General features: G+C 69.5%; 9 protein-coding genes and 1 pseudogene. 5 read left to right on the top strand and 5 right to left on the bottom strand.

The annotated features are described in order from the left end of the window. Positions 1-18 precede the first annotated feature (18 nt). Positions 19-501, top strand: a pseudogene (locus ACLJOK_RS05385) (sensor histidine kinase); the annotation flags it as partial. Positions 502-588: 87 nt separating this feature from the next. Here ACLJOK_RS05385 and ACLJOK_RS05380 read toward each other — a convergent pair. Beyond that, entirely contained in the window at positions 589-981 is a 393-nt protein-coding gene (locus tag ACLJOK_RS05380) for a nuclear transport factor 2 family protein (RefSeq protein ID WP_410816507.1), read from the bottom strand. A gap of 417 nt (positions 982-1,398) precedes the next feature. Here ACLJOK_RS05380 and ACLJOK_RS05375 point away from each other — a divergent pair, with 417 nt between their 5' ends. Both ACLJOK_RS05375 and ACLJOK_RS05370 read left to right on the top strand, forming a co-directional pair. Further along, a complete protein-coding gene (locus tag ACLJOK_RS05375) occupies positions 1,399-4,191 on the top strand; it encodes a BTAD domain-containing putative transcriptional regulator (protein WP_410816505.1) in 2,793 nt (930 codons plus the stop codon). A gap of 226 nt (positions 4,192-4,417) precedes the next feature. After that, positions 4,418-4,741: a hypothetical protein gene (locus ACLJOK_RS05370; protein ID WP_410816503.1), complete on the top strand. Its 324-nt coding sequence runs from the start codon at positions 4,418-4,420 to the stop codon at positions 4,739-4,741. A 144-nt stretch (positions 4,742-4,885) separates the two neighbouring features. Here the strand turns inward: ACLJOK_RS05370 and ACLJOK_RS05365 are convergent, their stop codons facing one another. After that, complete coding sequence (locus tag ACLJOK_RS05365; protein ID WP_410816501.1) at positions 4,886-5,230, bottom strand: DUF1801 domain-containing protein; 345 nt, start codon at positions 5,228-5,230, stop codon at positions 4,886-4,888. A 78-nt stretch (positions 5,231-5,308) separates the two neighbouring features. Beyond that, complete coding sequence (locus ACLJOK_RS05360; protein WP_410816499.1) at positions 5,309-5,905, bottom strand: dihydrofolate reductase family protein; 597 nt, start codon at positions 5,903-5,905, stop codon at positions 5,309-5,311. A gap of 136 nt (positions 5,906-6,041) precedes the next feature. On the opposite strand from ACLJOK_RS05360, the gene ACLJOK_RS05355 reads away from it, so the two are divergent. Continuing rightward, complete coding sequence (locus ACLJOK_RS05355; RefSeq protein ID WP_410816497.1) at positions 6,042-8,780, top strand: ATP-binding protein; 2,739 nt, start codon at positions 6,042-6,044, stop codon at positions 8,778-8,780. Positions 8,781-9,145: 365 nt separating this feature from the next. After that, positions 9,146-9,643, top strand: coding sequence for a hypothetical protein (locus ACLJOK_RS05350; RefSeq protein WP_410816495.1), 498 nt, complete (start codon positions 9,146-9,148; stop codon positions 9,641-9,643). A 67-nt stretch (positions 9,644-9,710) separates the two neighbouring features. Here the strand turns inward: ACLJOK_RS05350 and ACLJOK_RS05345 are convergent, their stop codons facing one another. Beyond that, entirely contained in the window at positions 9,711-10,397 is a 687-nt protein-coding gene (locus tag ACLJOK_RS05345; protein ID WP_410816493.1) for a hypothetical protein, read from the bottom strand. Positions 10,398-10,413: 16 nt separating this feature from the next. Further along, the gene (locus ACLJOK_RS05340) at positions 10,414-22,005 is read right to left on the bottom strand and encodes a putative Ig domain-containing protein (protein WP_410816491.1); all 11,592 of its coding nucleotides are present in this window, start codon (positions 22,003-22,005) and stop codon (positions 10,414-10,416) included. Positions 22,006-22,373 lie beyond the last annotated feature (368 nt).

The following is a 22,373-nucleotide window of genomic DNA, read 5'->3' as shown; positions in this document are numbered from 1 at the left end:
TGGCCGACCCGGTGCCGCATGTCCCGCTGCGGCGAGGACCTGCTCGCCACCGCCCGCCGCGACACCGACACCGACGTCAGCGCCGCCGCCCGCGCCGCCAGCGAGGGCGTCGTCCTGTTCGCCGCCGCGGCGGCTGTGTCTGCGCCCCAGTTCGGCGGCGAGCTGACCTACATCGGCGACCCGGACGCCCTACGCCGGGCCGCCGGCAACCTACTCTCCAACGCGGTACGCCCCTCCCCTGCGGACGGGGCGATCACCGTCTCGACCGGCCGCGTCGAAGGCTGGCTGTGGCTCGCCGTCATCGACGAAGGACCGGGCATCGTCGGGACCGCCAGAGCCCGGGTGTTCGACCGATTCTGGTGCAAAACCGCCGGCCGGGACGAGTCCAACGACCAGCGCACGGGGCTCGGCCTGGCGATCGTGCGGCAGATCGTGGAGTCACACGGCGGACACGCCGCAGTCTTTTCAACAGCCGGCGCCGGCAGCACGTTAGTTTGTCGGCCACCGACCGCGCAGACGATGATCCACCGCCGCCGGCGCCACCCCTTCAACAAACCGACACCCGGTCTACCTGGAGGATGGGACGCGCTAGCCGGCGGCGGCCTCACGCTGAATCTGCTCGAACTGAGCGGCCATCGCGGCCGCCAGGGCTTGTGCGGCGGACAGCGGACGAACCATGACCGTGAACTCGTCGATCAGGCCGCTCTCGTCCAGGTGCAGGAAGTCGCAGCCCTCAATGGCGACGTCGCCCATCCGCGCCTCGAACACCAGCGCGTGATCGCGACCGTCGTCGCCGCTCAGCTCACGGACGTACCGGAAATCCTCGAAAACCCGCAGCACGCCGCGCAGGATCGCCGCGGTGATTGCCTTGCCCGGATAGGGCTTGAACGCCACCGGGCTGCGAAACACCACGTTCTCGGCCAGGGCCGCCGCGACGGCATCAGGATCACGTGCTTCAACCGCCGCGCGAAAGTCGATCACCGCACCAGCGTACGGGGTTCCTTACCGCTGCCGGAGGCCCCGCTGGGGCGTTTGAGCGCTACTTTCTTACAGTGGATCCATCGCGGTCGTTGCAAGGGCTTCGGGCCGACTCTGTCGAAGGAGAGCCGACCGAAGGCGGAGGTGGCGTTCACGTTGGCACTCCGCCACCTCCACCGACACTGTGGCGCACCCGACCGTTCAGGCCGGCCATGGGCTTCATGGCTGGCTCTGTCACCTCGATGAACGTGTCGGCCCCCGATGGCAGGCAGTCTTTCAACAGCATGTTGGCTCGATGTTGGCCAAAGGTCGGTGCCAGTTGTGGTCCCGAATTCTTGGCCTGGGGGCGCTTGGCTCGCTGAGCTACGGCCGTCGTGCCACGACCGAAATTCCCGCCGGGTGAGTCCGAGGAAGGAATCCATGCGGTTCGAAGTCCTGGGACCCCTGCGAGCCGTCGACGCATCTGGGTCGGGGGTGCCGGCCGGCGGGCGTCAACATCAGGTGGTGCTGTCGTGCCTCCTTGCCGCCGACGGTCGAACGGTTACCGATGGCACGTTTATGGAAACCCTGTGGGGCCACGGCCCGAACGACAGTAAGCGCGTGGCACTGCGGGTACTCGTCCATCACCTGCGTCGCAACCTGGGCACCGAATCGATCGTTCGTGCGACCGGTGGCTACCGAATGGTGCTGGACGGCCACCAGCTTGACGCGAGCGAGTTCGTGGCGCTTGTCGGCAGCGCCGCCCACGACGAGGCGCGGGGCCGGCTCGCCGAGGCGCGCCGGAGCTACCGGAAGGCGCTCCGGCTGTGGCGCGCGCCGGAGGCGTACCAGGGCACTGCCGACAACGAGCTTGTACGGGCAGCCGCCGACCACCTGGGCGAGCAGCGCATGATCGCTTTCGAAAGCTGCGTGGACATCGAACTCAGCTTTGGTCTGCACCGCGAGTTGTGCGCCGAGCTTTCGGCTCTGGCGACGGAGAACCTGCTGCGCGAGCGTGTCCAGGCACAGCTGATGCTCGCGCTTGTTCGCAGTGACCGCCGGGCGGAGGCATTGACCACCTATGAGCGGACCCGGCGCCTACTCGCCGACGAGCTTGGTGCGGACCCGGGCGCTCGCCTGCAACAGCTGCACACCGCGATCCTGCGCGGTCCTACGCCAGCGGGTGCGCCGTCCGCCGTCTCCGATGCCGTTCGGCCGATGCAGCTGCCCGCCCCACCCAGCAACTTCGTCGCACGCGAGGATGAGCTTTCGGTCCTGGACAGCTTGCACAAGAGGGTCGGTCCCGGCCAACGGCTCCGCGGTTCGATGGTCGTCACCGGCGCCGGTGGTATGGGCAAGACAGCTTTGGTCACCCACTGGGCCCATCAACACCAGCGAGGCTTCCCCGGCGGGCAGGTCTACCTCGACCTCGACGACGACGCTCCGGCGACGACGGCATTGGCCCGGACTCTCATCGATCTCGGCGTCGCCCCGGACGATGTGCCGAAGCAGGCGGAGGCGCGTGCGGCGAAGCTGCGCTCACTGCTGTCCAGCCGAACGGTTCTGATGGTCTTGGACAACGTGAGCACCGCGGAGCAGGCCCGGCCGTTCCTGCCGGGTAGCGGTGACAGCCTCCTGGTGATCGTCAGTCGAAATCGGCTGGACGGGCTCGTCGCCCGCGAAGGCCTTCATCTGCTGGTACTCACCCCACTGCCCGTCGAGCCGGCTACCCGTCTGCTTCTGGAGACCGCCGGGATGTCCGAGCCCGCGAGTGGCGACGTCCGTACGCTGGTGGAGCTGTGCCATGGGATGCCGCTGGCCCTGCGGATCGTGGGAGCTCACCTGCGGCTGGGAGCCCGGCCAGGCATCCTCGTGGCGGACCTGAAGGATGAGCGAACACGCATCGCCCGGCTCACCACCACCGATGGCGACGTCAGTGTGCACGCCGTCATCGCGGTGTCGTACCGGAGGCTGGCGACCCCGGACCGTCGGCTCCTGCGCCGCCTCGGACTGTCAGCTGCCGGTGCGATCCCGCTGGGTGCCGTGGCCGCACTGGCCGGTGTCATGTCCGGCTCCGTGCTGACCGGGCTGATCGGCAGGCTCACCGCGGTCAACCTCGTCGCCCTCGACGCGCGACGAGTCAGCCTCCATCAGCTGACTCGCATCTTCGCCCGCGAGCAGTGCCAACGTGAGGACACGTCGGCCGATCGCGCCGACGCGGAACGACGACTGCTGTCCTGGTACGGGCGGGCAACTGGCCAAGCGCAGCAACGCATCCGGCCGACCGCAGGCGGATCTGACGGTAAGGGCGCCCCCGACCCGCTTCATCTGCTCCTCCCTGAACTGCCCGATACGGCCGCAGCCGTCCGCTGGGTCGACGCCGAGTCGGACACGATCATCAAGATGATCACCGAGCACGCTCAGAGGCACCCTGATCTCGTCTGGCCCCTCGCGGCCAACATTCGCGGCTGGTTACAACGCCGGGCCAATCGCGACACCTGGATCGCCGTCACCGAGCAGGGGATCCGGGCCGCGGCCATGGCCGGCAGCAGCACCGGCGAGGCCACGCTGCAGGGGAGCCTGGGCGTGGCACACAGCCTCCTGCTGCACCGCGTCGAGGCCCGGGCCGCCTACCAGCGCGCCGGTGCACTGTGTCAACGTAACGTCGACCACGCCGGCCTGGCCGACGTCGAGGCGAGCCTCGGTGGGATGCTGGTCGAAAGCGGGGAACTCGACGAAGCACTCCCACCACTGCTGCGGGCCCGGCACTCCGCGAACCTGCTGAACGACCCCGATCTCATCTTCAAGGTGGAACACAACCTCGGACTCCTGCATCGCCGGGCTGGCCGCCAGCAGGAGGCCCTGGACTCCTACACGTCGGCGCTGGCCGCGGCCGACCGATCCGGCAACCGGGAATGGCTGTCCGCGAGCGTCCACACCAATCTCGGCCGGCTGCATTTCCTGCGCGACGACGTCGACCTGGCCGAGACCCACTACAACACCGCAGTCCGACTCGCAAGGAGCACCGGCGACCGGATGCGGGAAGCCTGGGCCCTGCACGGCTGCTCCGACGTCGCAGCAGCGCGACGAGACATTCCCGCCGCCGTCGCGGCCATGCAGGAGGCCGTCACCATCCTCGAGACACTGGGCGATCGTCGCCTCGACGAGATGCGTGCCCGGCTGGCTGAGTTGCTCTCGGACGGCACCGTGAAACAGACAACGCCTGATCAGTAGACCTGCGTAGGTGGGACCTGTCCGCCGTTTGATTCTGCCCTGTCTCATGAGCTCGATCGAGACGACCCAACCAGAACCCAACATCGATTCAGCACGATCGTCCCTAACAGATGCCGCCCGCCCCAGGCTGGCACGGAATCGTCGGTGTCGAGACGGTGCCGCGAAGAGGGAGGACCGAGCCCTGTCTCTGCCGAAGAAGACCGTCGCTGTAGGCGCGGCTCTGGGCATGACCGCAGCCGCACTTGCCGTGGCTGCCCCGGCCAGCGCGGCGTCCAACTACATCTTCAACAGCAGCAAGATCGGTGTGGGGGTGATCCACGTTCGGGACGGCAACTACACGCGCGGAAACTACGACACGGTCCTCGCCGCAGGCCACCGTACGAGCGAGTTCTGGGCGAACGCCGCCGGCTACTACATCGGCCCCGGCTACTGCGGTTACGAGTGGACCCTCACCGGCGGCAGCTGGCTCCTGACCGACGACAGTCTGGACCCGGGCCAGCACTACTTTCCCACCACGGAAACCATCCAGGTGTCCGCCGCGCGTTGCTGACCGGCCGATGACCACGGAGGGCGCTCAAGCAGGGACCGCGGTGCAGTGTGCTCGAAAGGCCCCACCGTGGTGGGCGCCGAACCGACCTGGAGACCAGCCGCGTCAGCCAGGCCGGCTCAGCGCACCTCGGCAGACGCGCTGCGCCTACAGGGCCGCCGTGGTCTTGCCCAGGAAACCGGCGAGTGTGCCGTAGTCGACGTCTTGTCCTTCCGTGATGTCGACGGTCTTGCGTTCACCGTTTCCCATCGACCGCAGGAATCCCTTGACCTCGGGGATCTCCGTCGCGTTGAAGACCATGAACGAAACCTTGGACTTGGCTACCGCGATGACGGCGGCGTAATGGCCGTTCTTCAAGTAGTGCGGCTTGCCGTACTGAAGCCGCTCCTCGACACCTGGAACCGTCTCGTCGATCATCGCACGCAGCTTTTCGCATACGTCGATCTGCCACGGCTGCGTCTTGTTGATGTACTGGGTGACGTCGTCGTTCACGGTTGTCCCCTTCATGGTGTTCGTCAAAGGCAGGTGCCTAGCGTGCGTGTGGTGGACGAGGGTGGAGTGCCTGCGCTCTCACCCTTCACCGCCTGGGACCCCGGGCTCCTGACCCCACCCGGCGAGCTTCTCCCCAGCCGGAGCGTAGGTCAGCACGACCACTCCCGAGTCAAACGCCTGCGTGCCGACCAGTCGGAGGACCGCTGGCTCGTCCGAATCCTCGAAGAGCCGCACGCCACCGCCCATCACGACGGGGTAGGTGACCAGGCGCAGTTCGTCGACGAGTTCGTTGCGCAGCAACCACCTGACCAGTGACACGCTGCCGTAGATCAGGATGTCGCCGTTCACCTCGGTCTTCAGCTTGGTGACCATTTCGGCGACGTTGTCAGTGATGACTGTGGTGTTGTTCCACTCGCCCCGGTCCAGCGTCGTCGACACGACGTACTTGGGCATGCTGTTCATCTTGTCAGCGAAGCCCGCCTCGTCGGTCATGCTCGGCCAGGACGCCGCGAACCCCTCGTAGGTCACCCGGCCGAGCAGCAGCGCGTCGGCGGCGTGCAGTTGCGCCAGCCCGGTCCGCATGGAGTCCTCGCTCACGAACTGGAAGGTGAACCGCTGCGGGTCGTCGACGACCCCATCGGCGCTGGTAAAGATGGACAAAACGACACGTCCCATGATGTCTCCCCACGTGGACTCGGTGAACTCGGGTAGAGCCTGTTGCACGGGGACGGGGCGGGCATCGGTGGCGACCACGCATTCCACCACTCACTGGACCACGCAGCATCGATTCAGCGTCGGCCATGATGGGGCGATGGCCGTCACGCATCCCGCCCGAGCGTCGAAGCGAGAAATCGAGGTGCTCGTCATGCTCGGCGCGCGCCGGTCCAACGCCGACATCGCCGGCAGGTTGCACATCTCCGTGCGAACCGTGGAGAACCACGTCTCGTCGCTGCTGCGAAAGTACGGCGTCGCCGACCGGAGGGCACTGAGCGAGCTCGCCGTACAGGTGCAGGCGGGTGCGCCGGTACCTGGGAGGCTGGCCGGTCTGCCGCTGGCGCTCACCACCTTCGTCGGCAGGAGCGCCGAGCGCGCGCACCTGATGGAGACGCTGCGCGACGCCCGACTCGTGACCCTCGTCGGAACCGGCGGGATGGGGAAGACTCGGCTTGCGGGCCAGATCGCCGAGGCGGCGGGACCCTTCTTCCCCTCCGGCGGGGCTTTCGTGGACCTCACCGCCGCCCGTGACGGGTACGTCGCACAGGCAGTGGCCGCCGCGCTCGGCGTCAGCGAGCGACCCCAACAGTCACTCGAGGACGCCGTGGTTGAGCGGCTCGGAGAGAGTCGATCGCTGCTGGTGCTCGACAACTGCGAGCACGTGATCGACGCCGTGGCACCGTTCGCCGAGCGGGTGCTGGCCGACTGTCCAGGCACGCGCATCCTGGCCACCGGCCGGGAACGCCTCGGCATACGAGGGGAACGTACCGTGCTGCTGGGCCCGCTGCCGCTGGAGTCCGACGCCGAGCGACTCTTCATCGACCGCGCCACCGCCGCGGATCCCAGGTTCGCGGCGGATCCTGCCGTGATCGCCAAGCTCTGCGCGCGACTGGACGGCATGCCGCTGGCAATCGAGTTGGCGGCCGCGCGCAGTGCCAGCCTGGGCGAGACCGGGTTGCTGGCCGCGCTCGATGACCACCTGCGGCTGGTGGCCGGCGGCAGGGGCAGGACCGAGCGGCACCGCTCGCTGCGCGCGGTCATCGGCTGGAGCCACGACCTGCTCGATGACGAGGAACAGACACTGTTCAGACGGCTCGCCGTCTTCGCCGGCGCGTTCGACCTCGACGCCGTCACCGCGGTGAGCTCCGCCGGGAGCCCGCGCGGCGCCATCGCCGACGTGCTCGGCAGGCTGGCGGACAAGAGCCTGGTCACTGTCCACCACCGAGGCGCCGCGGCGCTGTGGAGACTGTTGCAGACGGTGCGCGCGTTCGCCATCGAGCGGCTGGACGCGTCGGGAGAGCTGCCGGAGGTCCAGGCCCGGCACCTGCGCTGGGCGGCGGACGTCGCCACCGAGCTCGAGACGAAGCTGGACGGCGACGAGTGGTACGAAGAGTTCGACCGCCTCTCCGACGATCTGAGGGAGGCCCTCGCCGTCGCCCCCGAAGGCCCGGGTGAGCTGCCCCACCGACTGGCTCGCGCACTGGCACATCTCGCCTACACACGGCGGTTTCTGATGGAATCGCTCGGTCACTACCGGACCGCCGCCGAACGGGCACCCGCCCCGGGCGAAGCCGCAGCGGACCTGCACGCGGCCGCCGCCGTCGCCCATGCCATCGGCGACGACGGTCAGCGGCCCTTCGACCTGCTGATCGGCGCCGCGAACCTGGCCCAGTCGGCCGGAGATCGTGCAGGCACGGCCATCGCGCTGGCGCAGGCGGTCACCACTGCGAAGCGGCACCCGGCAGGGTTCGACGCCGAGATTCCGTACGAGCGACTGTGTGAACTCCTCGACGCGGCGACGTCGGCAGCCGACGGGTCGAGCAACGCCGTGGTGGCAGCCCACCTCGCCGAGGCAGCGGCCTGGGCCGCGACCTCCGACCGGCGCCAGGCCGACCTGGCACTCGCCGAGGCGGCCGTGGCGGCCGCCCGGGCCACCGATGATCCGGTACTGATCAGCGCGGCTCTGGACGCGGTGGGCACCGCCGACCTCGTGGCCGGGCGGGCCGCGGACCTTCGCCGGATCATGGACGAACGGTTGGCTCTGCTGCCTGCGATGCCCCGGCACGACCCGAACGCCGCCCCGGAGATCATCGACACCTACCGGATGGCCCACCTGGCCGCCCTCGGCGTCGGCGACCTGCCGGCCGCTCTGTCGATCGGCCAGCGGACCATGGACGACGACCTCGCCGGCAGCTCCTATCATTCGGCCGCACTCCTGCTCACGCCGCTGGTGCTCAGCGGCCGCTTCGACGAGGCACTGCGGATGGCGGGCACCGCGTGGGAAGGGTGGCGGCGGGCCGGCCGGCCACGCACCGGCACGATGTCGCCGCCGATGGCCGCTGTCGCCCTCGTCCACGGGCTGCGCGGCGACGACGAGGGGTACGCGCTGTGGCGCTCCCGAGCAATCGACGTCATCGGCGCGCTACCCCCGCACCCCACGTTCCTGACGATGGTCGACGCGCGGCTCGCCCTCCACACCGGCCGGCTGGAGGACGCCGCCGTGCTCGTTCGCCTGGCCTTCAACGGCACCCGCAGCTGGTCTCCGCCCTACGCACAGGCGGTTGGCGCCGAACTGGCCGTCGTCGCCGGGCTCTCGGACGCTCCGGACCTGCTGTCAGCCGCCGAGCGGCACGAGAGCGCGTGGGTCTCCGCCTGCACCGCCCGCGCCCGAGGTCGTCTTGACGGCGACGCCACAGCTCTCACCGACGCCGTAGCGGGGTGGGAGCGCATCGGTGCCCGGTTCGAACGAGCATGCACGCTCCTGCTGTTGCCCGATCGCGCCGCCGAGGGCCGGCGGGACCTCGTCGACCTAGGTGTCAGTGTCCCGGCTCACTGAGGAGGAAACTTAAGATCAGGCTGAGCCCGGCTGCGGTGGGGGCAGACCCGGATGCGGTTCCGACCGACCAGGCCCAGACTTCGCGGCCGACGATGCGCTGCCCGATCGAGGCGCGGCAAGTGCGTCTCGTCTCACCGGTTCTCGGCGTGACGTGCTGCCGAGGCTTCCAAAAGATCTTGCGTAGGTGGTAGTCCAGCACCGCCGGCACGACCGATCGCGGGCCTCCATTATGTCCGCTTCGCGAGTGCGCAGGGTGCGCGGCGGTTACGCTCGGTGCGAGCAGAGACAGCGAACTGGGCGTGATGACGGGGACGGCTATGCGTAGGTCATTCGAAGTGACCGTGGCGATCGGAGCGGCGTGTCTCGTGGGTCTTCCCACGCCCGCCCGGGCCGACAGCACCGGCGACGTCACGGCCACCGTCGTCGTCGCCGGCGGTGAACTCTCCATCATCGTGCCGGCGAGCGCCGACCTTGGTCACGGCTCACCCGTCGAGGGCATCAGCGGTCAACTCGGCACGGTCACCGTCATCGACGATCGCGCGCAACTCGCGGCGACCTGGGTGGCGACCGTGACCGCAAGTGACTTCACCACAGGCGGCGCGACGCCGGAAGAGACCATCCCGGCCAGCATGATCGACTACTGGTCTGGGCCAGCTACCCAGAACGCGGGCACGGGCGTTCTCGTACCGGGTCAGCCCACCGCGGCCGAGGCGGTGTCCCTCGCCGCACCGTCGACGGCGTTCCGCAGGACCACCGGCGACGGCCTGAACAGTGCCAGCTGGAACCCGACTCTGATCTTTGAGTTGACGCCGTCCACAGTGGTTGGTGTTTACACCGGAACGGTCACCCACTCGGTCGCCTGATCGGCGCCGGACGCCATCCGCAGGCCCGGCAACCGCACCTCGGCGGCCGCCGGGACCCGAGGCCCGCTCAATCCACGCTGACCGCGCCGGCCATCCGGTCGGTGCTCTCGGTCGGGCGCGACGCCGGGTAGGCGTGCGCGGGTGCGACCCGGCGCCGGCGGTTGCGGTGGCGCAGCACGAACGCGCCCAGGCCGATGATGAGCAGCGCCGCCGCCGCGCCTGCCGACCAGAGCCAGGATGTGCCGGTATCCTCCGCGGCCGGGGCGACAGCGCCGGCCGGAAGCAGATCCGAGTGGGTCGCGCACACGAGTGGTTTGGTACCGCCCTTGGCGGTGGCACAGGCGACCGTGGCGAGTCGCAGCAGGTCCTTTGGCGTCTCACCCACCCGGGCCACAGTGGTGAAGGTGGATTCCTGACCCACCTTGAGATCGGTGGCCCAGGTGACCGCGCCGTCCCGGGCTTTGCCCCCGCGGTCGGCCGAGACGAGAGTCAACCCGGTCGGCATGCTCTGCGAGACCTTGATGTCGGCCACAGTGGTGGCGCCGAGGTTGCGGACGGTGAGCCGGTACGTCAGCTCGTCGCCGGCCGAGACCTCAGTCCGGCCGTCGTCCACAGTGATGCTGAGCAGCGGGCCGGGCGGCGAGGCCGACGCGGACGGTTTCGGCGTCGGGGCCGCCGCCTGCGCCGGGTCGACTGCTGGCCCGACCAGCACCCAGGCCGCCAGTGCGGTCGCCAGGACAGGGATCCTTCGCATGATGCTCCTCAGGCTGTTACTCGGTGATCGCCACGTATTCCAACGTCGCGGAGTACTCGTCGGCTACGACCGCGGGGATGCTGACTTCGTAGTCGTTGCCGATCGCGTCCCCGCCGGGCGCCGAGGGCCCGGACTGGCGGTGCACCACTACCGGCGTCACATCGGAGAGTCCCCGGAAGACGCTGGTACCGCTCTCCCGTACCCGCAGGTTCTCGATCGGGATCGTGTACGGATTCTCGGGATTCGCCCCGACCAGTTCGGGCGCCAGCCCGCGCACTGTCACGGCGTACCCGGTGGGGCTGTTGGTGGTGACGGTCATCGTGACCGCTTCCGGCTGGCCGACCACCTGCTGGGGCCGACCGGTCAGGGTGAACCCGGCCGGCAGGCCGGACAGCGTGATCGACTGCGCGGCCACGACGACCGTTGCGGTGCATGCTGCGCCGCCTCCACCCGCCGGGCAGGTGTTACCGACGGTCGTGGAGGCCACCGTGTTGACCACATTTCCGTCGCCGGAAACCGGCTGGTTGACGGTGACGCTGTAGGTGATCGCGGCGGTGGCGCCGATAGGCAGGTCACCGGTCCAGGTGAGCACCGGGGCGGTGTAGGACAGCACGCCCGTGGTGGTGACGGCGTCGCCGACGTACACGGCGTCGTCGAGGACGTCGACGAGTGAGTCGGTGAATGTGGCGCCGCTGTAGGGCGCCTGCCCGCTGTTGGTTACCAGCACCGAATACCGCACGGTCCCGCCAGCGACGACCGTGCCGGTGTCGGCGGTCTTGGTGATGCTCAGTTCGGGGATCCGGACCGCGACCGTGGCGGTGCAGGCCGGCGACCCCGGACAATCGGCTCCCACGGTGCTGGAGCTGACGGTGTTCACCAGGCTCTGGTCGCCGGTGCCCGGGAAGTTCACCTGGACCGAATAGGTGATCACCGCGACCGCCGCGACCGGCAGGTCACCGGTCCAGGTCAGCACCGGCGCCGCGTAGGAGAGCAGACCGGAGCTGGCGGTGGCGTCCGCGTTGTAGACGGCGTCGTCGAGCACTCCGGCGAGTGAGTCCGCGAGGGTCGCGCCGGTGTAGGGCGACTGCCCGGTGTTGGTGACCGTGATCGTGTACGTGACGGTGCCACCGGCGGTGACCGTGGCGGTGTCCGCCGTCTTGGTGATGCCCAGACCGGGGACGAGGATGGCGACGCGGACGCTGCACCTCGGGTCGATGCTGCCGACCGCACAGTTGTTGGCCTGCGCGTCGGAGGTGACCCTGTTGGCCAGGACGCGTCCGGTCGTCTGGCTGTTGTTGACCGTCACGGTGTAGGTGATCGTCACGGCGGTGCCGATCGGCAGGTCACCGCGCCAGGTCAGCACCGGCGCCGCGTACGAGACCACCCCGGAACTCGCGGTGGCGTCCGCGTTGTAGGCCGCATCGCCGAGCAGTCCGGCGAGCGAGTCGGTGATCGCCGTGTCGACGTACCCGGTCTCGCCGGTGTTCGTGGCGGTGATGGTGTAGGTGACGGTGCCACCTGGCGTGCTGGTCGGGTTGTCGGCGGTCTTGTCGATGACGAGGCCGGGCAGCAGCACGGCGACGCTCACGGTGCATCCGGGTCCGGGCGCTGCGGTGGAGCAGTTGCTGCCGGGCGCGTCGGTGGTGATGGTGCTGGCCAGGGTCCGGTTGCCGGTGTCCGGGTCGTTGACCGTGACCGTGCCGGTGATGACGATGACGCCGCCGACCGGGATGTCGCCGATCCAGGTGACGTCGGCGCCGACCACGGTCAGCGTGCCGGAGCTGGCGACCTGGTCCCCGTTCGGCCGGGCGTCGTCGAAGACGTTCGCGGCGTTGGTCACGACCCGGATGCCGACGTACGGCGTTGGGCCGGTGTTGGTGAAGGTGGCGGTGAACCGGACGACGCCGCCCGGCGTGGTGGTGGCCACGTCGGCGACATTGGTGACGCTGAGCGCGGGGATGAGCACGGTGACGGTGACCGCGCAGGCCGGATCGGTCCCCCCGGTCGGGCAGTTGCTGCCCGGTGTGGCGGAGGTGACGGCGTTGGTCATGCTCCGATCTCCGGAGGAGGGGTTGTGCACCGCAACCGAGTAGCTGATGACGGCGGTGCCCCCGATGGCGAGGTCACCGGTCCAGGTCAGGGTCGGCGCGGCGTACGACACGACACCGGTCGTGGCGACCGCGTCGTCGTTGAAGGTGGCGTCGTCGAGCACGGCGGCGAGGCTGTCGTTCAGGGTGGCGGCGGTGTACGCGGTCTGGCCGATGTTGGTGACGGTGATGGTGTAGCCCACCGTGCCACCCGGTGTGGTGGTGCCGGCGTTGGCGTTCTTGCTGATGCTCAGGGCCGGCAGCAGCACCTGGACGGTGGCGGTGCAGGCCGGATCGAGGCTCCCGGCCGGGCAGTTGTTGCCGGCTTCGGTGGAGCTGACCGTGTTGACGAGATTTCGCCCGCCGGTCTGCGGCTCGTTGGCGGTGACCGAGTAGGTGATGACGGCGCTGCCCCCGATGGCGAGATCGCCGGTCCAGGTCAGGGTCGGCGCGCTGTAGGAGACGAGGCCCGAGCTGGCGCTGGCGTCGCCGTTGTAGGCGGCGTCGGCGAGCAGGCCAGCCAGGCTGTCGGTGACGCTGGCCCCGGTGTACGGGGTCTCGCCGGCGTTGGTGACGGTGATCGTGTAGCCAACGGTGCCGCCGGGGACGGTGCTGGCCCGGTCCGCCGTCTTGAGCACGGTCAACGCCGGGATGAGGATCGTGACGGTCGCCGTGCACGCGGGGTCGGTGCCGCCCGACGGACAGTTGTTGCCGGGGGCGGTGGAGCTGGCCACCGAGGTCATGACGCGGTCACCCAGGTCGGGGTCGTTCACCGTGAACGAACGGGTGATGGTGAGCACCGCGCCGGGCGGCAGGTCACCGGTCCACCGAATGGACGACGTGCCCGGCACCAGGACCAGGGTGCCGGTCGAGGCCGCGGCGTCGCCGTTGTACGTGGCGTCGTCCTCCGAGCCGGCGAAGTTGGTCGTTATCTCGATCGCGGTCAGCGGCGTCGTCCCGGTGTTGGTGGCCGTGGTGGTGAACTGGACCGTGCCACCCGGCACCGAGGTGGGGGCGTTCGCCGTGTTGACGATGCTGAGCACCGAGACCGTCACGGTGGCCGTACAGGCCGGGTTGGTGCTGCCGACGACACAGCTGCTGCCGGCGGCCGCGGAGCTGACCCGGCTGGTCAGGAGCCGATCGCCGGCGTCCGGCACAGCGACCGTGACGGAGTAGGTGATCGTTGCCGTCGCCCCGGGGGCGAGGTTGCCCGTCCAGAGCAGATTCGGACTGGTGAAGGTGACAGTGCCGGTGGTCGCCACGGCATCGCCGTTGTAGGTCGCGTCGTCCAGCAGCCCGGCCAGCGCATTGGTCACCGTGACGCCGGTTTGCGCGGTCTGCCCGGTGTTGACGATGGCGATGGTGTAACCCACCTGTGCGCCGGGCGTCGTGCTGGCCGTACCGGCGGTGATGGTGATCCCCAGGCCGGGCGTGAGTACGGGCACCAGAACGGAGCAGTCCGGATTGGAGCTGGCTGGTGGGCACGTGCTGCCGACCTCGGTCGAGGAGACGGCGTTCACCATCGTCTTGTCGCCCGGGTCGGGGCTCAACACCCTCATGGTGTACGCGATGACCGCGCTCTGCCCCGCTGGCAGGTTACCGGTCCAGGTCAGGGTCGGGGCCGCGTACGACAGGCCACCCACGGTGGTGGTGGCGTCGTTGCCGAAGGTCGCGTCGTCGAGCGCGCCGGTCATGTCGTCGGTGACCACGGCGCCCAGGTACGGGGCGGTGCCGGTGTTGCTGATGGTGATGGTGTAGCCGACCGTGCTGCCAGGTGTGGTGACGGGTGCGTTGGCCACCTTGACGATGCTCAGAGCCGGCACCAGCACGTCCACCCGGACGGTGCAGCGCGGATCGGTGCCGCCGACCGGGCAGTTGTTCCCCTGGATCGCCGAGCTGGCCGTACTTGAGATGACTTTGTCGCCCGGATCGGGGTTGCGCACCTGGAAGCTGCTGGCGATGGTGACCACGCCGCCCACCGGCAGGTCACCGGTCCAGCTGAGACCGCCCGGGCCGACCACGAGGGCGCCGGAGGAGGCGGTGTCGCCGATCGGCACGGCGTCGTCGAGCAGGTCGGCGCCACCCAGGTTGACGGAGGCGCCGAAGTAGGCGGTGCCGCCGTCGTTGGTGATGGTGGTGGTGAGGACGACCGTGCCGCCGGGCAGCACGGTGGCCCTGTCGGCGGTGTTCAGGATGGTCACCTGTGACACGGTGACCTGGGCGGTGCACCGGGGGTCGACGCTGCCGACGCCGCAGTTTCCGCCGTCGGAGTCGGAGACCAGGGTGTTGACCATCAGGTTGTCACCGGTGACCGGCTGCACCGTCACGGTGTAGGTGATGGTCACCGAGCCGGCCGCCGGCACGTCGCCGGTCCAGGTGAGCACCGGGGCGGTGTAGTTGATGGTGCCCACCCCGCCGGCCGAGGCGTCGTTGTTGTAGACGGCGTTGCCGAGCACGTCGGCCAGGGAATCGTCGAAGGTCGCGGCGAGGTACGGGGTCAGCGCGGAGTTCGACACCACCACCGTGTACGTGACCACCGCACCGACGGCAGCCGAGGGCACACTCGCGGTCTTGGCGAACGTCAGTTGAGTTTCGTCCGCGACCGCGACGGTGACCGTGCACGCCGGGTCGGCGCTGCCCACTGGACAGTTGGCGCCTGCCGCGGCGGAGCTGGCGACGTTGACCAGCGAGTTGTTCCCGGTGTCCGGGTTGTCGACGGTCACCGTGTAGGTGACCGTCACTGTGGCGCCGACGGCCAGGTCGCCGCTCCAGGTGAGCACCGGAGCGGTGAAGGAGACAGTACCGGCCGTGGCGCTCGCGTCCCCGTTGTAGGCCGCGTCATCGAGGACGCCGGTCAGGTCGTCGGCCACGCTTGTCGCGGCGTACGGGATCTGTCCACTGTTGGTGATGGTCAGCGTGTAGGCGACCGTGCTGCCCGGCGACGTCGTCACGGCGCTCGCCGATTTTCCGATGGTCAGCGCCGGGGTGAGAACCAGCACGGTGGAGGTGCAGCCGGGCGCCTGAGCCGTCGCGGAGCAGGAACTGCCGACAGCGCTCGACTGAAGCCTGTTGAGCATGATCTTGTTGCCCGGATCGGGTGACAGCACCACCACCGAGTAGGTGATCGTCACGACCGCACCGACCGCGAGGTCACCGCTCCAGGTGAGGGTGCTACCGGTGAAGGTCAGGGTGCCAGTGCTGGCCACCGCGTCGCCGCTGTACGTCGCGTCACTCAGCACCGCCGCCAGCGAGTTGGCCACACTGATCGCGGTGTAGGGCGAGGTGCCCGAGTTGGTGATCGTCACTGTGTAACCGACAGTCTGCCCCGGCACCGCGGTCGCCGTGTCCGCGACGACCTCCAGCGCGAGACCCGGTATCAGCACGGTCACGCTGATCGAGCATCGTGGGTCGGAACCGCCTGCCGGGCAGTTGTTGCCCGGGGCAGCCGACACCGACGTGGCGGTGAGCAACGGGTCGCCCAGGTAGGGGTTGAACACCGTGATGCTGCCGCTCAGCGTGACGGTCGCGCCGACTGGGATGTCGCCGGTCCAGACCGCGCCGGTCGGACCGAGGGTCAGCGTGCCGGAGGATGCGGTCTGGTCGCCGTTGCCGGTGACGTTGGTGCCCAGGCCGGCCGAGTCGAAGGCGACACTGATGCCCTGGTAGGGGACCTGGCCGGTGTTGGTGTAGGTGGCGTTGATCCGGACCACTCCGCCCGGTGTGGTGGTGGCGACGTCGGTGGTGCTGACGATCAGGAGCCGGGCCACCGGCACGCTGACCGCGCAGCGGGCATCGCTGCCGCCGACGGTCGGACAGTTGCTGCCCACCGCCGTCGAGCTGACCCGGTTGGTGAGGATCAGGTCACCGGTGACCGGGTCGTTGACCGTCACCGAGTAGGTGATCGTCACGGAGGCCCCGATGGCCAGGGCTCCGCTCCAGGTCAGGTCGGGGCTGACGAAGCTGACCGTGCCGGCGGAGGCCACCGCGTCGTTGTTGTAGCCCGCGTCGTCGAGCACGCCGGCCAGCGCGTCGGTGACGGTCAGAGTCGGGTACGCGGTCTCCCCGGTGTTGCTGATGGTGACGGTGTAGCCGACGGTCGCGCCCGGTGTGGTGGTCGGCACGCTGGAGACCTTGGTGATGGTCAGTGCCGGCACCAGAACCCGCACCGTGGCGGTGCACCGCGCGTCGCTGCTGCCCGTCGCGCAGTTGCTGCCCGGGGTGTTGGAGACCACCGTGTTGACCAGCGACTTGTCGCCCGGGTCCGGGTCGAGGATGGTCATCGAGTAGGTGATGGTGGCGGCGGCGCCGAGACCCAGTGGGCCCACCCAGCTCAGGTTGGGAGTGGTGTAGCTGACCGTCCCGGACGTGGCGGTGGCGTCACCGTTGTAGATGGCGTCGTTGAGCGGGTTGGCCAGCGAGTCGGTGAAGGCCGCCGCCGCGTACGCCGTCTCGCCGGTGTTTGTCACGGTGATGGTGTAGGTCACCACGCCGCCCGGGACGGTGGTGGCGCTGTTCGCGGTCTTGACGATGGTCAGTCCGGGCAGCAGCACGGTGACGGTCGCCGTGCACGCTGCGGCGGGCGAACCGGGCGGGCAGTTGTTGCCGACCGCCGTTGAGCTGAGCGTCGAGGTCAGGACCCGGTTTCCGGTGTCGGGGACCTGCACCGTCACGGAGAACCGGACGGTGACGGTCGCGCCGACCGCGAGCGCGCCGGTCCAGGTCAGCACCGACCCGGACACGCCGACGGCCCCGCTGTCGGCCGTGGCATCGGCGTTGTAGACGGCATCGTCGAGTACACCGGTCAGCGAGTTGGTCACGCTGGTCGTCACCGGGTACGCCGTCTCCCCGGTGTTGGCGATGGTGATCGTGTAGCCGATCGTGTCGCCGGGTGTGGCGGTGGCCGCGCTGGGCGTGTTGGTCAGGGTCAATCCGGGCAGCAGCACGGCGACCGTCGTCGAGCAGCGGGTGTCGACGCTGCCGGTGGCACAGTTCGCACCCGGCGTCGGAGAGACCAGCTTGTTGGCCATCGACCGGTCGCCGGTCGCGGGATCGTTGACGGTCACCGAGTAGGTGATCGTCGCGGACGCGCCGACGGCGAGGTCACCGCTCCAGGAGATGGTCGGGCTGGTGTAGCTGACGGTCCCGGAGGTGGCGGTGGCGTTACCGTCGTAAACGGCGTCGTCGAGCACCCCGGCCAGTGAGTCGGTGAAGCTCGCGCCCAGGTAGGCGGACTGGCCCGTGTTGGTCACCGCGACCTGGTAGGTCACCACCGATCCCGGCGTCGTACTCGGCGCACTCGCCGTCTTGAGCAGCGTCAGCCCTGGGATGAGGATGGTCACCGCCGCGGTACACCGCGGGTCGACGCTGCCGGGGGCGCAGTTGCTGCCCACCGCCGAGGACGACACCACGCTGGTCAGGACTCGTCCGCCGGTGGTCGCGGAGCTGACCGTCACGCTGAACGTGATGATCACCGTGGCGTCGACCGCCAGGTCGCCGGTCCAGGTCAGGTTCGGGCTGGTGTACGACAGCGCACCGGCGGTGGTGGTCGCGTCATTGTTGTACGTCGCGTCGCCGAGCAACCCAGCCAGCGAGGTGGTGGCGCTGATGCCCGTGTACGCGGTCTGCCCGGTGTTGGTGATGGTCACCGTGTAGTCGACGGTGGACGAGGGCGTCGTGTTCGCGGTGCTCGCGGTGTTGGTCAGGACCAGGCCCGGCACCAGCACGGTGACCGTCACCGTGCAACGGGTGTCGTTGGCGCCGGCCGGGCAGTTGCTGCCCAGGCTGCCGGAGCTGACCGTGTTGGTCATGACCTTGTCGCCGGGGTCCGGCAGGCGCACGGTCACCGTGTACGTGATGGTGGCGCTGGCACCGACGGCCAGAATGCCGGTCCAGGTCAGGTTCGGGGAGCTGAAGGAGACGGCACCGGTCGTCGCCGCCGCGTCTCCGCTGTAGACCGCGTCGTCGAGCACCCCACCGAGCGCGTCGGTGTAGGTCGCGGCCGGGTAGGCCGCCTGGCCGGTGTTGGTGACCGTGACGGTGTACCGGACCACGTCGCCGGGAGTCGCGGTCGTCATGTTCGCCGTCTTGACGATGGTGAGCGCGGAGACCGGCACGGTGGCCGTACACCGGGCGTCGAGGCTGCCGGTGGCGCAGTTACCGAACGTCGGCGAGGTGACCGTGTTGGTCAGCACCAGATCACCGGTCGACGGGTTGGCCACGGTGACCGAGTAGCTGATGGTCACGGCTGCGCCGGCGGCCAGGTTGCCAGTCCAGCTCAGGGTCGGGCTGACGAACGTGACGGTGCCCGAGGTGGCGGTGGCGTCGGCGTTGTAGGTCGCGTCGTCGAGCACCCCTCCGAGCGGGTCGGTGATCGTCACGCCACTGAGTGCGGCCGAGCCGGTGTTGGTCGCGCTGATCGTGTAGTTCACCGTTCCGCCGGCCGCCACGGTGTTCACGTTCGAGGTCTTCACCACGACCAGCGGCCCGGTGGTGATGACGAGGGTGACCGGTTGGGTCGCCTGCTGGCCGGCGGCGTCGACCACCCGTACCGTGAAGCTGGAACTACCCGCGGTGGTCGGGGTGCCGGAGAGCAGACCGGTGCTCGCGTTCAGGGTGAGACCGGGCGGCAGCGTGCCCGCGCTGACCGACCAGACGAACGGCGCGGTGCCGCCGTTGACCGTGAGCTGGTTGCTGTAGGGAATGCCGACCTGGCCGGGTGGTGGCGGCGGGAACGTCAGCGTCGGCGACGCGGTGATGCCGAGGGAGACCGTCCGGATGGCGGCCTGACCGAAGGTGTCGACCACCCGGACGGTGAAGGAGTAGTTGCCACCGAGGGTGGGGGTGCCGGAGAGCAGGCCGGTGCTCGCGTTCAGGGTGACTCCGGGCGGGAGGCTACCTGCGCTCACCGACCAGACGAACGGTCCCGTGCCTCCGTTTACCGTCAGTTGGGTGTTGTAGGCGATGCCGACCTGCCCCTGCGGTGGTGGCGGAAAGGTCAGCGTGGGCAGCGGCGCGATGACGATGCTCAGTGCCTGGGTGGCGGCCTGACCGCTCGCGTCCAGCACCCGCACGGTGAAGCCGAAGGTGCCGGCAGTGGTGGGGGTGCCGGAGAGCAGACCGGTGCTCGCGTTCAGGTTCACGCCGGGCGGCAGGCTTCCCGCGCTGATCGACCAGGCGAACGGCGCCGTACCGCCGATGACGGTGAGCTGGTTGCTGTAGGGGACGCTGACCTCGCCGGCGGGTGGCGGCGGGTTGGCGAGACTGGGCGAGGCGTTCGGCGTGACCGGTGCGGACTGCGCCGAGGGCGGTCCGGCGCCGCCCGCGTTGCGGGCCGTCACCGTGAACGTGTACGCGGTGCCCGGGGTCAGCCCGGTCACCGTCTGGGTGGTCGCGGCGCTGGCGAAGGTCTGCGGGGTCTGCGCCACGCCGTTGATGTACGGCGTGACGACGTAGGAGGTGATCGGGCTGCTGTTCGCGTTGGGCGCGGTCCAGGTCAGCGTGGCCGACGAGTCACCGGCGCTGGCCGCCGTGATGGTCGGTGCCCCGGGCACCGCGTACGGCACCACCGCGGTGGACGCCGGACTCGTCGCGCTGGTGCCGATCGAGTTGACCGCCGCGACGGTGAACGTGTAGTTCGCGCCGACCGTCAGCCCGGAGATCACCCGGCTGGTGGTGGACGCGTCGTAGGTGATCGGGGTTTGCGCCACCCCGTTGCGGATCGGGGTCACGATGTAGCTGGTGATCGGGCTGCCGTTGCTCGCCGGCGCCGTCCAGGTGACCGTGGCGCTGGCCAGGCCGGCGGTCGCCGTGGGGGCGACCGGGGTGGCGGGCACGTCGGTGTAGACGTAGCTGGCCGCGGCGGCGACACCCCGGGTGACCACGGTGACGTTCACGGTGGCGGCGCTGCTGCGCGCGGGCATGGACGAGATGCTCAACGTCCCGTTGGCGTTCACGGTGAAGCAGCCGGCCGCCGGGCCGGACGGGCAGGGCAGCAGGACGACCGGTGTGCCGGCCTGCTGCTGCGCCGTGGTGCCGATCTCGATGGCGGTCGCCCCGGCGATGTTCGTCCCGCCGACCGTCACCGCGACGCCGCCGGCGATCGTGCTCGTCGCGGGCGAGACGGTTATCCCACTCGGCGTCGCCGGCGGCGTGCCCACGACCGTGGTGGTGGAGATGCCGGGATTGGCGTCGATGGACGACGCGGTGACGGTCGACTGGGTCTGGATGATCGCGGGCGTGACGTTGGACCCGGTGACGATGCCGACCACCGAGATCGGTGGCAGCGACGTCCCGTTGGCGAACGGGCCGTTGCTGTTGGTGCAGGTGATGGTCTGCCCGGACGGGGCCCCGCAGACCCAGCCGCTGCCGAAGGCGCCGACCGGCACGACACCGGTCGGCGTGGTCGCGGTCATCGATACCGGGGCGGTCTCGTTGGAGCCGACCGCGACCGAGGGGACGACCGTGTAGTTGACCGGGTCACCGGGCTGCGGGTTCGGCCCGGTGTAGCTGGTCTGCGTGACGTTGAGGTCGGGCACCGGATTGAAGGTGACCACGTTGGTGTTGTCGACCTCGTGGTTGTCCACCACCGAGCCGGTGGAGGCCACCCAGCCAAAGGCGAGTTGGCGCGGGATGCCGCTGCTGTTGAGCCAGGTCGGCGAGGGGTAGAGGCCGGTGGCGACCGCTGGCAGCGGGCCCTCCAGGACCCGCGAGACGCTCGCGCCGACCGGCCTGAAGGACACCATGTAGCGGCCGGCCGCGACCACCAGACCGGAGGCGGTGGTGAACGAGGAGCCGGTTGGGTTGATCACCACCTCGACCGGGACGACCGAGGCGGCGCGGGTGTTCGCCCGCAGTGGGACCACCGGGGCAGTTGCGGCGGTGGCGGTGCTGTTGACGGCGCAGTAGCCGACCGTGCCTCGTCCGGGGCCCCGGACCACCACCTGCCCCGGCATTCTGTTGGCGGTGATGTAGGGCGGGTCGACGCAACCGACTCCCTGGTAGTTGCTCGTGCTGTAGTTGCCGAAGACGTCGAAGCCGATACCCAGGTAACCGTTCGCCAGGCCGGGCAGGGTCTTGGTGCCGGTGTAGCCCAGCCCTCCCCCGGACTGGCCGATGGTGGCCGGCGCGGTCGGGTTGGCGGGGTCGACCGCCGCGAGGACCAGGGTCATCCCGTCCGCGCCGCCGGTGTTGCCGTACTGGTAGAGGTTGAAGGTCATGTCCAGCCCGGACGCGGTGGGCACGCTGGTCGCTCCGAAGAGACCGCCGGTCCGGTTGATGGTGGCGTCAGTGAGCCTCAGCTTGCCGCTGCCGGGTGCGTCGGTCTGCGTCGCGCAACTGCGCAGCACTCCGGTGCTGGTGTTGCCGGAGGCGGTCAGGCAGGCGAAGTTCGTGGTGGTGGAGGTAGCCGGCAGGGCAGGCACGAAGATGGGGCCGAGGCCGTCCGGGGTGTTGTTGTGGAAAGGCTGGTTGAACAGGACGGTGCCCGCTGCCTCGGCGACGACGGGGTTGAGTACGGCAACCAAAGTGGCCAGCAAGATGCTGACGACGCCGAAGGCGGTTCGGCGTCGGACCTCACCGCGGCCGAAGACACGCCGGGACCGTGTACGGGTGCGGGCGTTCAACGGACCAGGTCCGAGCCGCCGAGGACCGTGACCGTCGCGGCGGTACGCATACCGTTCGTCGCGGCCGCACCGTTCCAGCCCCACCTCGCTGTAAAGCCATTCACCATCGCCATCAGCATGCGCCAACCCCTCCATAAGCCTCAGTTAGGGTATGCCGGCCGATATGCCTCGTTACCGCCTAATTCGTAAAAACAGGACAAAACACCGACAAGGAGCGAGCCAGAGCGTCATTTCGTGAATCATGAGAACTGCTCGGCCGGTCGCGATAG

Origin of the sequence: Micromonospora sp. 050-3 (assembly GCF_046549335.1) — a bacterium.
Lineage (GTDB): Bacteria > Actinomycetota > Actinomycetes > Mycobacteriales > Micromonosporaceae > Micromonospora > Micromonospora trifolii.
This window is presented reverse-complemented; position numbering and strand designations above follow the sequence as displayed.

Coding starts and splice junctions, on each gene's coding strand:
- ACLJOK_RS05375 (WP_410816505.1), top strand. CDS start 1,399: ATGCGGTTCGAAGTCCTGGGACCCCTGCGAGCCGTCGACGCATCTGGG.
- ACLJOK_RS05370 (WP_410816503.1), top strand. CDS start 4,418: ATGACCGCAGCCGCACTTGCCGTGGCTGCCCCGGCCAGCGCGGCGTCC.
- ACLJOK_RS05360 (WP_410816499.1), bottom strand. CDS start 5,905: ATGGGACGTGTCGTTTTGTCCATCTTTACCAGCGCCGATGGGGTCGTC.
- ACLJOK_RS05355 (WP_410816497.1), top strand. CDS start 6,042: ATGGCCGTCACGCATCCCGCCCGAGCGTCGAAGCGAGAAATCGAGGTG.
- ACLJOK_RS05345 (WP_410816493.1), bottom strand. CDS start 10,397: ATGCGAAGGATCCCTGTCCTGGCGACCGCACTGGCGGCCTGGGTGCTG.